Source organism: Asanoa sp. WMMD1127, from assembly GCF_029626225.1.
GTDB lineage: Bacteria > Actinomycetota > Actinomycetes > Mycobacteriales > Micromonosporaceae > Asanoa.
Window position 1 is genome coordinate 644,704 of the sequence record NZ_JARUBP010000001.1, and the last position, 12,311, is coordinate 657,014.

13 protein-coding genes and 1 pseudogene are annotated in these 12,311 nt (G+C 74.6%); 7 read left to right on the top strand and 7 right to left on the bottom strand.

The genetic code is table 11. The annotated features are described in order from the left end of the window. The first annotated feature begins 70 nt into the window (after positions 1–70). Positions 71–460, top strand: a complete 390-nt coding sequence (locus O7635_RS03210; RefSeq protein ID WP_278078902.1) for a DoxX family protein — start codon at positions 71–73, stop codon at positions 458–460. An 8-nt stretch (positions 461–468) separates the two neighbouring features. Here the strand turns inward: O7635_RS03210 and O7635_RS03215 are convergent, their stop codons facing one another. From O7635_RS03215 to O7635_RS03235, 5 genes and pseudogenes are all read right to left on the bottom strand, one after another. Beyond that, complete coding sequence (locus tag O7635_RS03215; RefSeq protein ID WP_278078903.1) at positions 469–1,476, bottom strand: hypothetical protein; 1,008 nt, start codon at positions 1,474–1,476, stop codon at positions 469–471. Next, positions 1,473–1,970, bottom strand: a complete 498-nt coding sequence (locus O7635_RS03220) for a SigE family RNA polymerase sigma factor (RefSeq protein WP_278078904.1) — start codon at positions 1,968–1,970, stop codon at positions 1,473–1,475. Before O7635_RS03220 ends, O7635_RS03215 begins: the two co-directional genes overlap by 4 nt. A 64-nt stretch (positions 1,971–2,034) precedes the next feature. After that, positions 2,035–3,165, bottom strand: a complete 1,131-nt coding sequence (locus O7635_RS03225) for an aminotransferase class I/II-fold pyridoxal phosphate-dependent enzyme (RefSeq protein WP_278078905.1) — start codon at positions 3,163–3,165, stop codon at positions 2,035–2,037. 228 nt (positions 3,166–3,393) lie between these two features. Beyond that, the gene (locus tag O7635_RS03230; RefSeq protein ID WP_278078906.1) at positions 3,394–3,858 is read right to left on the bottom strand and encodes a hypothetical protein; all 465 of its coding nucleotides are present in this window, start codon (positions 3,856–3,858) and stop codon (positions 3,394–3,396) included. After that, a pseudogene (locus O7635_RS03235) lies at positions 3,851–5,008 on the bottom strand (molybdopterin-dependent oxidoreductase); the annotation flags it as partial. The pseudogene O7635_RS03235 and the gene O7635_RS03230, both read right to left, overlap by 8 nt. A 184-nt stretch (positions 5,009–5,192) precedes the next feature. On the opposite strand from O7635_RS03235, the gene O7635_RS03240 reads away from it, so the two are divergent. Further along, the gene (locus O7635_RS03240; RefSeq protein WP_278078907.1) at positions 5,193–6,272 is read left to right on the top strand and encodes an NAD-dependent epimerase/dehydratase family protein; all 1,080 of its coding nucleotides are present in this window, start codon (positions 5,193–5,195) and stop codon (positions 6,270–6,272) included. Here the strand turns inward: O7635_RS03240 and O7635_RS03245 are convergent. Further along, positions 6,244–7,575, bottom strand: coding sequence for a hypothetical protein (locus O7635_RS03245; RefSeq protein ID WP_278078908.1), 1,332 nt, complete (start codon positions 7,573–7,575; stop codon positions 6,244–6,246). The genes O7635_RS03240 and O7635_RS03245 overlap by 29 nt on opposite strands. Positions 7,576–7,719: 144 nt before the next feature. Between O7635_RS03245 and O7635_RS03250 the strand changes: the two genes are divergently transcribed. From O7635_RS03250 to O7635_RS03270, 5 genes are read left to right on the top strand one after another with little or no spacing between them, the layout of a single operon-like run. Beyond that, a complete protein-coding gene (locus O7635_RS03250) occupies positions 7,720–8,415 on the top strand; it encodes a glycosyltransferase family 2 protein (protein ID WP_278078909.1) in 696 nt (231 codons plus the stop codon). Further along, the gene (locus O7635_RS03255; protein ID WP_278078910.1) at positions 8,412–9,083 is read left to right on the top strand and encodes a TIGR04282 family arsenosugar biosynthesis glycosyltransferase; all 672 of its coding nucleotides are present in this window, start codon (positions 8,412–8,414) and stop codon (positions 9,081–9,083) included. Before O7635_RS03250 ends, O7635_RS03255 begins: the two co-directional genes overlap by 4 nt. Continuing rightward, positions 9,080–9,703: a class I SAM-dependent methyltransferase gene (locus tag O7635_RS03260; protein WP_278078911.1), complete on the top strand. Its 624-nt coding sequence runs from the start codon at positions 9,080–9,082 to the stop codon at positions 9,701–9,703. The genes O7635_RS03255 and O7635_RS03260 overlap by 4 nt, the downstream gene beginning before the upstream one ends. 59 nt (positions 9,704–9,762) lie before the next feature. Then, positions 9,763–10,455: a response regulator transcription factor gene (locus O7635_RS03265; protein WP_278078912.1), complete on the top strand. Its 693-nt coding sequence runs from the start codon at positions 9,763–9,765 to the stop codon at positions 10,453–10,455. Next, positions 10,448–11,455, top strand: coding sequence for an ATP-binding protein (locus O7635_RS03270; protein WP_278078913.1), 1,008 nt, complete (start codon positions 10,448–10,450; stop codon positions 11,453–11,455). The genes O7635_RS03265 and O7635_RS03270 overlap by 8 nt, the downstream gene beginning before the upstream one ends. On the opposite strand, the gene O7635_RS03275 is transcribed toward O7635_RS03270, so the two are convergent. Continuing rightward, complete coding sequence (locus tag O7635_RS03275; RefSeq protein ID WP_278078914.1) at positions 11,441–12,295, bottom strand: prenyltransferase/squalene oxidase repeat-containing protein; 855 nt, start codon at positions 12,293–12,295, stop codon at positions 11,441–11,443. The two genes, O7635_RS03270 and O7635_RS03275, sit on opposite strands and share 15 nt — an antisense overlap. Positions 12,296–12,311 lie beyond the last annotated feature (16 nt).

A 12,311-nucleotide genomic window follows, 5' to 3' on the forward strand; every position in this document is an offset into this window, starting at 1 on the left:
GATTCCCTACCGTTCCACCGGCTGCCCCCACACCGGGCAGCCGGCGATGAAACCTGCGAGGAGACACCTCATGGACCTCAACGTCTGGCTCTGGATCGCCACCGGCGTGCTGGCCGCCGTCCTGCTCGTCAGCACCTCGAAGATGTTCGTGCCCCGGGAGCGGATCGCGGCGGTCGGGCATGCCGGGGAATGGGTCATGGACTTCACCCCCGGTTCCCTCCGGGCGATCGGCACCTTGGAGATCGCGGCCGCCGCCGGCCTGATCCTGCCGGCCGTGCTCGACATCGCGCCGGTGCTCGTGCCGATCACCGCCGTGTGCGTGGCGCTGCTGTTCACCGGCGCGGTGATCATGCGGTTGCGCCGCGGCGAGCGCGCGACGATCGCCGCCGACCTGGTCTATCTCGTGCTGGCGCTGTTCATCGCCTGGGGCCGCTTCGGACCAGCGCCCGTCAACGGCTGAGCGGTTCGTCAGCTGACCGGTTGGAGCACGACCTGCCACGCCCCGGTGACGTGTTCGGGGACGATCTCGATCGTGACCTCGTCGCCGGGGCGCGGGTCGAGGCCGAACTCGGCTCGCCACGCGCCCTCCCGGTCGCCGTACATGCCGTAGCCGGCCACCTGGTAGTCCCACCATTCGCCCGTGACCACCTGCACGCCGTCGACGCGGACGTGCAGGTAGCCGGGTGTCTGCGCGACCATGTCGATGCTCTGCAGCGGCTTCCAGGTCAGGGTGCGCCGCACCACCGTCGTCGGGTCGGCCGGATCCGATCGGATGATGACCGCGCCGGGGCACAGTTGCTCGGTGCAGCCGGCCGGCAGGGTCCCGGTGAGCGGCGCCAGCGTTCCCGACGGCCGGGGCGGCAACGGGAACTGGGCGAACTCGATCCGCTCCCCGATGGCGAACGCGAAGGCGCCCGTCGAGGGGACCGGTGCGGCGGTGTTCTGTGCGCCGTCGAACCGCTCGGCGCCGGTGATCGTCATGACGAACGTCGTGGGCTGGCCGACCACGACGCTCGGATTGGTCCACTTCGACCACCGGGCCGCACCTCCGCAGGTGCCGTTCAGCACGTCGCGGCCGTTGACGGTGATCTTCTCCTGTAGCACGAGGTCGTCCGCGGCGTCGCAGCGGCTGAAGATGACCAGGTCCGCCGCGCCGGGGGTGATCGTCAGTTCCACCCGGCGTGCCGGCAGGGCGCCCGACTTCGCGGCCACGACGCGGGCGCCGCCGGCGTACTCGGGGAAGCCTTCGATCGTGCGTATTGCCGGGGTGATGGGCGTCGTGGTCCGGTCGGGCACGACGACCGCGGCGATACCGGCGAGCGCGACCACCGCGCAGGCGGCCCACGCGGCGACCCGACGGCGCCGGCGGCGGCGGACCTTCGTCGCCACACCCTGCAGCCGCAGGTGGTGCATGACACGGTCGGCCGACGCGTCCGACCGCTCGTCGAGCAGCTGCCGCAGCTCCGTCGTGTTCATCGCAGCATCCCTTCCGGCGCGAGCGTCTCGTCGAGGCGCAGCTTGGCCATGGCCCGGCTGGCCTGACTCTTGACGGTGCCGACCGAACAGCCGAGCGCCTCGGCGATCTCCTGCTCGGAGAGGTCCTCGAAGTAGCGCAGCACCAGCACCGCCCGCTGCCGCCGGGGCAGTCGACCGAGCGCGCGCCACATCCGGTCCCGGTCGTCGAACTCCCGCTGCGGGTCGCCGGCGTCGGCCGCCTCGGGCAGCTCGGCGGTCGGCAGCTCACCCCGCCAACGGCGGCGCCACGCGGAGGCGTACGCGTTGACGAGGATCCGCCGCACGTAGGGCTCCGGATCGCCGTCGATCCGCGTCCACGCCTCCCAGGCCCGCGCGAGCGCGGTCTGCAGCAGGTCCTCGGCCAGCGCCCAATCGCGGGTGAGCAGGAACGCGGTCCGCAGCAGCCGCGGTGAGCGGCTCACGACGAAGTCGGCGAACCCATCGGGTGTGTGCACGTGCCCGCCCTCCTGCCATCGGTCAGCAGGTAGTACCGGCTGCGCGCCGAAAAGGTTGCACCAGTTATGCGGCGGATACCATCCGGTCGACGGCGGCGGTCAGGATGTCGGCGCTGGTGCCGAAGTTGAGGCGCACGAAGCCGCTGCCGGCGGCGCCGAACCGCGGACCCGGCTCGAGCGCCACGCGACCCTTGGTGAAGAACAGCTCCCGCGGCGTGGCCCCCGCACCGATCGCGGTGCAGTCGAGCCAGGCCAGGAAGGTCGCCTCGGGCGGGCGCCAGGAGACCTTGGGAAGGCGCTCGGCGAGCAGGTCGCCGAGCAGGGTGCGCCGGTCGTCGAGAGTCGCCAGGAGGCGGTCGAGCCAGGGCGCGCCTTCGTCGTACGCGGCGATGCTGGCCAGGACGCCGAAGTGGCCGACCCGCCACGGGGTGTCCGGTGGTAGCCGGTCGGTGACGGCGGCCATCTCCGGCGCCGCGGTGACGATCGTGGCGCACTTGAGCCCGGCGAGGTTCCAGGCCTTGCTCGACGAGACGAGGCTGATCGCCACCTCGGCGGCGCCCGGGACGGTGAGGATGGGGGTGAACTCGGCGCCCGGCAGGGTCAGCGGCGCGTGGATCTCGTCGCTCAACACCGGCACGCCGTACGCCGTGGCAAGCCGGACGAGTTCGGTCAGCTCCTCGCGGGTGTGCACGCGGCCGACGGGGTTGTGCGGGTTGCAGAGCACGAAGGCGGCCGGGTGCGTGGCGAAGGCGCGTTGGAGGCCGGCCAGGTCGAGGCGGCCGTCGACGAGTGGCACCTCGTGCACGCGGCCGCCGGCCTCGGGCACCCAACCGAAGAACGGCGCGTAGACCGGTGGGCAGATCACCACGGGGTCGCCCGGGCGGGCCAGGACGCGCAGCAGTTCGACCACGCCGACCCCGACGTCGGTCACGGCGGTCACCGCGGTCGGGTCGATCTCCCAGGACCAGCGTTCGCCGGCGAACCGGGCGAGGGCGTCGGCGAGCGCGGGCATCGGGGCCGGGTAGCCGGTGTCGGAGCGCTCGACCGCGTCCGCGAGGGCCGCCTGGATCGGCGGGGCGAGGTCGAAGTCCATCTCGGCGACGGGCAGGGGCAGCACGTCGGCGGGATGGCCGCGCCATTTCTGGCTGTGGCGTCGGCGCAGCGTCTCGATCGGGGCGACGGGCAGCAGGTCCATGTGGTCCACCCTGCCACCGCGGGAGTTCGTTCACCGGGTGGCGGCCCCAGCGGCGGCGCGATCGCGGCCGGCCAGTCGACGGAGTACCCGGTCAGATAACCGCCGGTCCCGGGCGGCGCAGTCAGGCGGTGCGCCGCCCGGCCCGGATCCGACCGATGTCCCACAGATGATGATGCGCGTCATGACAGTTGTAGCGGACGAAGCACCCCAAGCCTCCACCCGGCGACCCTAACGGCGACTCGCGTCCTGGCGGCGGAGGGACGGCCAGCGCACGGCCAGGGCGACCGCGCTCAAGCCGAACAGAGCACCACTCACCGCGACCCAACGCACCGCGTACGAGATGCGGGGTTGGCCGGTCGCCGCCTGGTAGGTCGCTTCGCCCAGGTCGAGGATGCCCGGCAGGAAGACCAGGAACAGCAGGGCCGCGGCCAGGGCGGGCGCGCGGAGGTGGTTGAGGACCGCGCGGCGGGTGGCGGTGCCGGTGCCCGTCGCGCGGGTGAGGAGACCGTCGGCCGCCGCGTAGAGCGGGAACAGGATCAGGTCGTGGAACACCGCCGCGCCGATGAACCAGAGGGCCATTCGCCATAGGGTTGGCTCGCCCCAGAGGTAGAACACCGACCAGCCCGCCAGGGTGAAGCAGCCCAGCAGGAGCAGGGCGTGCGGTGTGCCGGCGCCGTAGAAGCGGTCACGCATCGCGGAACTCGATGCGGGCGACCCACTTCGTGCAGTGCACGCCCGGCAGCGCCGGCACGATGACGCGGGCCGGGTAGCCGTGGTCGGGCGACAGGTCCGCGCCGTTGACCCGCAGCGCGAGCAGCGCATCCCGGTCGGCGACCTGGTTGGCCTGCAGCGTCGCCTGGCGGAACAGGCCGCCGCGCTCCAGCGACACCACGTGGGCCGACGCCGGGTCAGGCACGCCGGCGAGCGCCGCCAGGTCCGCCAGGCGTACGCCGGTCCAGGTCTGCATGGTGGACCAGCCCTCGACGCAGGCGATCGGCAGCCGCGCGGTGTGCTGCGTCATCGCCAGCAGCGCGGCCCGGTCGAGCGACACGGGCCGTGCGCCGCCCGTCAGCGTCAGCCGCCAGCCCGCTCCGGTCGAGGCCGGCTCGATGCCCGCCGCCGCGGCGCTCCGGTTGACCTGGAAGCCGTTCGGGCCCCGGCCCGGGTTCTCGCCCCGCGGCAGCAGGAGCGCCGTGCGCCGCAGCGGGCCGTCGAGGTGCTGCCCGACCGTGAGCAACGCCAACAGCAGCGAGCCGCCGCCGGCCAACGCGAGCACGCCTCGCCGGCTCATGGTCCGCGGCCCAGGAGCGGCCTCGGGGTCGCGGTGGCGCAGCGCGGACACCAGCCGCGGCAGCTTCAGCGCGACGTGGGCGACGAACGCGCCGATGAACACCCACGCGCCGAAATAGTGGGCGGTGTAGAAGTCGAATCCGAAGAGGTACGCGTACTGGATGTTCAGCACGCCCGTCACGATCTCGAAGAGGATGCCACCGACGAGCAGCAGCAGGGAGAGCCGCTCCAGGACCTGCGCGAGCGACCGCGCCGGCGGCCACACGAACAGCTTCGGGATCACCGACCAGAGCTTCGCCAGCACGATGGGGATCAGCACGATGCCCAGGCCGACGTGCAGGCCCTGGGTCAGCCGGAACAGCCACGACGGCCGGGTGGGCCAGTCGAACGGCGGCAGCCGCAGCCAGCCGACCTCCAGCGGGAACGCCTGATGGAACTGCGGGCCGTAGGCGGCATAGTCCAGCAGCCCGGTGACGATCACCAAGGGCAGGGCGACGAGCAGGACGAGTCCCAGTAAGGAAGTCAGCCGCGGACCACGCACCGGGCTGCGCCAGCGCCGGTCCAGCGGACCATCCGACCGTCGATCGTCCAAGGCGGACAACGCCGCACCTCCTGTCGCTCAACACAAGCAGGCTATGCGGACCCGACGGCGCCGGACCGTGTTTGCGCCCTTGCGAACTCCTTACGGATCGCCCGATCCGCCGCGCGCCGGCCCGGACGTTCCTACGCTCGACGGCATGCGGGTACTGGTGACGGGCGCGGCCGGTTTCGTCGGGTCGCACGTGGTGGATCTGCTCGTGGAACAAGGGCACGAGGTGGTGGCGCTCGACGCCCTGCTGCCGCAGGCGCACGGCGGCGAACTGCCCGAGTGGTCGCGACGGCACGACGTCGTGCGGGGCGACGTGCGCGACGCCGACCTGCTCGACCGGCTGCTGTCCGGAGTGGACGCCGTCTGCCACCAGGCGGCGATGGTCGGCCACGGCCTGGATCCTTCGGATGCGCCCGACTACGCCAGCCACAACGACTACGCCACCGCGGTGCTGCTCGCCGCGATGCACCGGGCCGGCACCCGCCGGCTGGTCCTGGCGAGCTCGATGGTGGTCTACGGCGAGGGCCGCTACCGGTGCCCGGCCCACGGCGTCACCCGGCCCGCCCCGCGCACGGAAGCCGACTTGGCCGCCGGCCGCTTCGACCCGACCTGTGGCGCGTGCGGCGCCACGCTGACGCCCCAGCTGGTGCCCGAGGACGCCCCGCTCGAACCCCGCAGCACCTATGCCGCGACCAAGCTGGCGCAGGAACACCTCGCCGCGGCCTGGGCCCGGCAGACCGGTGGCGCCGTCTGGGCTCTCCGCTACCACAACGTCTACGGGCCCCGGATGCCGCGCGACACCCCTTATGCCGGTGTCGCCGCCATCTTCCGCTCGGCCCTCGCCGCCGGCCGGCCGCCCCGGGTGCTCGAGGACGGCCGGCAGCGCCGCGACTTCGTCCACGTCACCGACGTGGCCCGCGCGAACCTGCTCGCCCTCGCCACGCCCGCCCCCGACGCGCTGGTTCCCGTCAACGTCTGCTCCGGCGAGCCGCACACGGTCGGCGATCTCGCCACGGCGCTCGCCGACGCCATGGCCGGCCCGATGCCGCTGGTGGTCGGCGGCGCCCGGGCAGCCGACGTGCGGCACGTCGTCGCCGACCCCCGCCGGGCCACCGAACTGCTGGGCTTCACGGCCCGCGTCAGCTTCGCCGAGGGTGTCGCCGCCTTCGCCGTCGACCCGCTGCGCGCCCCGGCCGCGGTCAGGACACCGTCCAGAGCAGATGGTTGACCGCCAGCGCGGTGAGCGCCTGACCGGCCAACCACCAGCGGTGCGTACGCGCCGGCAGCAGCGCGACCGCGGCCAGCGCCCATACGGCGAACGGCAGCCAGATCCGTTCCACCTCGGCCTTGCTCATGCCGGACAGGTCCGCGCCGACGACCGCGAGCGCACCGGCCAGGGCGAGCAGCACCACCGGCGACCGTTCACGTAGCCCGGCCACCGCCCGCCGCAGCGCCGGACCGACCACCGGGCCGGCCGAGACGACGAACGCCGCCAGGTTGGCCCAGACCCAGTACGCGTAGGGCCGCTCGGCCGCCCAACCCTGGTTGTAGCGCCGCACCACCAGCTCGTAGCCCTCCCACCAGTGGAAGCCGGCCACCGTGAAGGCCACCACGACGGCGGTGACACCGGCGGCGCCGGCGAGCAGGGCGGCCACGCGGCGGTCGCGCCGGCACACGAGCGCCGCCACGGCCAGCACGCCGGCGAGCACGAAGCCGTAGGAGAGATAGAGCGCGAAGCCGAGCAGCAGCCCGCCGCCGACCGCCAGCGCGGGACCGCGGGCCACCAGGAGCGCGACGCCGGCCGCCACCACGGCGGCGAAGATGCCGTCGGCGGAGGCGCCCACCCAGACCGCGCCGGGCAGCAGCACCAGGAACGGCACGGTCGCCCGGGCGGCGTCGGGCGCGCCCAGCGCCCGCAGGGTCACCGGCACCGAGACGGCCACCGTCGCGCCGATCAGCACACAGGCGAGCCCGGCCGCGGCGCCGCCGCCGAGCCCGATGCGGTCGAGGAACACGAACAGCAGCAGGGCGCCGGGCGGGTGCCCGGCCGTGTGGGTCGACCAGGACCCGGGTTGGAAGTCCAGGATCCGATCGGCGAACCCGGCCAGCAGCGCCCCGATGTCGGTCACCCGCGGCACCTCGGTGAGGTACTCCGCCTGCGGAGTCAGTCGCTCGGCGAGGCCGGCCGACCAGCCATCCACCATGGACAGCGCGAGCGTCCAAGCCACCGAGCCCAGCCAGGCGGCGCCGAGCAGTGTGCCCCAGCGCGCGGTGCGCGCCCACGGCACACCCCAACCGATCACCGCACCGGCGATCAGCACCGCGGCCGGCGTGCCCCAGCCGACGTGCGGCTGCCAGGTCGCGAACAGCGGCGCGGCATCCGCGTGCAGGCCCACGCCGCGCCGGTTGAGCAGGAGACCGACCACCACCGCGGCGCCGAGCAGCACCGCCTCGGTGCCGAGCACGACGAGGTCGGCGGCGATCGGCCGGCGGGTCCGGGCGCGCTCCGGCGGCGCGGTGACGACAGCCATGACGATCGAACGTAACCGCCGCACGGCCCCGGGCAGGGCCGAACCCGGCTCCTGTCACCGGATGGTAAGAACCACGGCCGGCGGTAAGGGATCGGTAATCCGCGAACGCCGACGGCGGCCGGTGCGGGCCCATAGCGTCGAAGCATGCCGACTCCGTCCAATGCCGACAGCCACGCGATCGACGTGGTGCTGCCCTGCCTCGACGAGGCCGCCGCGCTGCCCGGTGTGCTGGCCGCGCTGCCGCCCGGCTACCGGGCGATCGTGGTGGACAACGGATCCCGCGACGGTTCGCCGGAGGTGGCGGCCCGGTGCGGGGCCACGGTCGTGCACGAGCCACGCCGGGGGTACGGCGCCGCGGTGCACGCCGGCCTCGCAGCGGCCGGGACGGACGTCGTCTGCGTGCTGGACGCCGACGGCTCGTTCGACCCGGCCGAGCTGGCGGCGCTGGTGACGCCCGTGCTCGCCGGTCGCGCGGATCTGGCGGTCGGCCGGCGGCGCCCGGTCGCCCGCGGCGTGTGGCCGTGGCACGCGCGGGCCGGCACCGCGCTGGTGGCCGCCCTGCTGCGCCGGCGCGGCGTACCGCTGCACGACCTGAGCCCCATCCGGGCCGGCCGGCGCGAGGCGCTGCTGGCCCTCGGCGTCCGCGACCGCGCCTTCGGCTATCCGTTGGAGCTGCTGATCCGGGCCGCGCACGCGGGCTGGCGGATCCACGAGATCGACGTGCGCTACGCCCCGCGCGCCGCCGGCACCCGCTCCAAGGTCTCCGGTTCGGTGCGCGGCACGCTCCGGGCGACGCGCGACTTCGCCGCCGTGCTGCGTACCGTCGGAGTGCCCCGATGACCGTCCTCCTGGTGATGGCGAAGGCGCCGGTGCCCGGCACGGTCAAGACCCGGCTCTGCCCGCCGGCGACCCCGGAGCAGGCCGCCCGGATCGCGTCCGCGGCCCTGCTCGACACCGCCGAAGCGGTCCAGGGCACGACCGCGCTGACACCGGTGCTCGCCTGCGCGGGCCGGCTGCGGGCCGGGGTGGCGGGAGAGGCGCTGGTCGCGGCGTTCGCCGGCTGGCGGGTGCTGCCGCAACGCGGCGCCGGCCTGGGCGACCGCCTCGCCAACGCGCACGCCGACGTGGCGACGGCCTTCCCGGGTCGCGCGGTGCTGCAGATCGGCATGGACACGCCACAGCTGAGCCCGGACCTGCTCGACGCCGCGGCCCGCCGGCTCGACGACGCTTCCGCCGTGCTCGGCGCGGCCGCCGACGGCGGGTGGTGGGCGCTCGGTCTCCGCGACCCGCGGCATGCGACGGTCCTGCGCGCGGTGCCCATGTCCACACCGGACACCGGCCGCCGCACCCACGCGGCGCTGGAGAGCCGCGGACTGACGGTCGCGTCACTGCCCGTGCTGCGCGATGCCGACGAGTGGCCGGACGCGCTGGCGGTGGCCGCGGCGGCGCCGGGCGGCCGGTTCGCCCGTGAGGTCGCCGCCGTTCGCGCCACCCTCGTGTCCGGATGACCGCGACCGGCTTCGCCGCGGCGCTCCGGGGCGACCCCGCCTGGCTCGTGCACGACGACGGGCGCCGCCAGCGCCTGCCCGTGCGGCGCTGGCACGCGACCGCCGAACCGGAGACGGCGGCCGTGGTGAGCCGGTGCACCGGCCCGACCCTCGACCTGGGCTGCGGGCCGGGCCGGTTGACCGTGGCGCTGGCCCGGGCCGGGGTCACCGCGCTCGGGGTCGACGCCAGCGCCGAGGCGGTCGCCATCGCCCGGTCCCGCGGCGCGGTCGCCATTCACCAGGACCTGTTCGCGCCGCTGCCCGCCGAGGGGCGCTGGGCGCACGCCGTGCTGCTCGACGGCAACATCGGCATCGGCGGCGACCCGGTGGCCCTGCTGCTTCGCTGCCGGGCCCTGCTGCGACCGACCGGCACGGTGCTCGTCGAGCTCGACGGCCCCGGTACCGGCTTCTGGCGCGGCCACGCTCGGGTCGCCTCCTCGGCGCTCGGCCCCCGCTTTCCCTGGGCGCGGCTGGACACCCGGTCCGCGGTGGGCATCGCGGCCGCCGCCGGGCTCGTGGTCCGGGAGATCGCCCACCGCCGCGACCGCTGGTTCGCCGAGCTGCTCGTGGACGCGACGTAAGAAGCTGGCAAGGATCGCCCCCGCCCACCGTGGCTACGCTAAGCCCGGGGAGGTGGGCCATGCGGCAACGCGTACTCGTGGTCGACGACGACCAGACGGTAAGCGACGTCATCTGCCGCTACCTCGACCACGCCGGCTACGCGGTAGCGCACGTCGGCGACGGCGCCGCCGCCCTGGAGGCGGTCCGCCGCGAGGCACCGCAGCTGGTCGTGCTCGACGTGATGCTGCCGACGATCAGCGGCCTGCAGGTGTGCCGTGAGCTGCGCTCCACGCCCGACGGCGTACCGATCATCATGCTGACCGCCCGTGGCGACGAGGCCGACCGCGTGCTCGGCCTGGAGCTGGGCGCCGACGACTACCTGACCAAGCCGTTCTCTCCCCGCGAGCTCGTGCTGCGGGTCGGCTCCGTGCTCCGCCGCGCCGGGGCGCCCGCGGCGCCGGCCGCCGAGGTGCTCCGGGACGGCCCGCTGGAGGTGCTGACCGGGCCGCGGGTGGTCCGCCTGGGCGCGGCCGAGCTGACCCTGACGTTGCGCGAGTTCGACCTGCTGGCCCACCTGATGCGCCACCCGGCCCGCGCCTTCACCCGCGCCGAGCTGCTCGAACAGGTCTGGGGCTGGACGTTCGGCGACCAGTCGACGGTGACGGTGCACGTGCGCCGGCTGCGGGAGAAGATCGAGGCCGACCCGGCCGACCCGCGGCGCATCGTGACGGTGTGGGGCGTCGGCTACCGCTACGAGCCGGCCGATGCGTGACCTCGCCCTGATCTTCGCGATCGCCCTGGCCGCGGCGCTGGCCGTGGGCCTGGCCGCCGCCCTGCTGCTGCGCCTGCTCCGGCGCCGCTCGATCCTCGTGCACCTGACCGTGCTGCTCACCGCCACGGTGCTGGCCGTGGCCGGCGGGGTGGCCGCGGTCGCCGAGGCGATGTTCCTCTCCGCCCACGACCTCGAGGTCGTGCTGATCACGATCGCCGCGGCGGCCGCCGTCAGTCTCGGCGTCGGCTGGCAGTTCGGGCGGCGGCTGGCCCGGGCCGCGGTCTGGGCCGACCAGGCTCGGGATCGGGAGCGGCGGCTGGAGAAGAACCGCCGGGACCTGGTGGCCTGGGTCTCGCACGACCTGCGTACCCCGTTGGCCGGTCTCCGCGCCATGGCCGAGGCGCTGGAGGACAGGGTGGTCAGCGACCCGGCCACGGTCGCCGAATATCACCGGCGGATCCGGCTCGAGACCGACCGGATGAGCCGGCTCGTCGACGACCTGTTCGAGCTGTCCCGGATCAACGCCGGCGCGCTGCGGCTGTCACCGACGGCGGTCGGCCTGGGCGAGGTGGTCTCCGACGCGCTCGCCACGGCGGCGCCGCTGGCGTCGGCCCGGCGAATCAAGCTCGTGGCGCCGGAGTCCGGCTGGCCGACGGTCACGGCGAGCGAGCCCGAGCTGAGCCGGGTGGTCGCCAACCTGCTGCTCAACGCGGTGCGGTATACGCCCGACGACGGCACCGTCCGCGTCGAGGCCGGCCACGAACCCGACACCGCCTGGCTGGCCGTCGCCGACAGCTGCGGTGGCATCGCCGCGGCCGACCTGCCGCGGCTGTTCGACGTGGCCTTCCGCGGCGAGTCGGCGCGCACCCCGGACAACGGCGCCGGCGGCGGGCTGGGCCTGGCGATCGTGCACGGCCTGGTGCAGGCCCACGGCGGCTCGGTGGACGTGCACAACACCGCCGACGGCTGCCGTTTCGTGGTCCGTCTACCGGCGGCCTGAGTCCCACCACGCCAGCACCGACAGCGCGCGGGCCGTGTTGAGGCGGCTCGCGCCGGGCGGCTCGGCCTGAAACCACTGCTTCCCCGGGTACGCCGAGTAGGTCGGCCACCGGCCGTCCTTGCGGCGGGCCCGCGCCACGACGTCGACCGCGTCGGCCAGGCGGTCGTCGCGCGCGCCGGTCCGGGCGAAGTATTCCAGCCCACGCAGCACGTCGAAGTGCCACTCGGGGAAGGCCGGGAAGCGCACGCTCCCGCGGACCGCGACCTCGCCCGTACGGTGGGAGCGGTAGAGCCGGTGCGCCAGGAAGAACTCTCGACCCCGCTCCGCCGCGACCGCGTCCGGACCGCCGGCCGCCTCCAGCGCTTCGAGCGCCATGATGCTCGTGTGGAACGAGCTGTGCTTCGCCCGGTCCCCGCGGGCCGCGCAGTTCCACCCTCCGTCGTCCTGCTGCTGGTCGAGCAGGAAGGCGATCGCCTCGTCGACCTCGCCGGTCCGGTGGCCGAACGCGCACGACACCCGCACGAACATCGACACGACGCAGGTCTCCGCGACCCGTCGGCGGTCCTGCCACTCCCACAGCCGCGCGCAGCCCCGCAGCGCCGCCGGATGTCCCGGCACCAGACCGAGCCAGAGCAACCGCAACAGGGTGTACGTCGTGGAGGTCCACTTCGGTGTGTAGACCCCGCCGCCCCAGGTGCCGTCGGGCGACTGCTCCGCGAGCAGGCGGGCACCCCAGCCTTCCGTGGCGACCCGGGCCCGTTCCCGGGTCACCTCGGGCTCGCCGGCCCCGGTCAGGTCGCGCAGCACGCGCCAGCGGACCGCCGGGTCGCCGTCGAGCAACCAGGTGCGCAGCTCG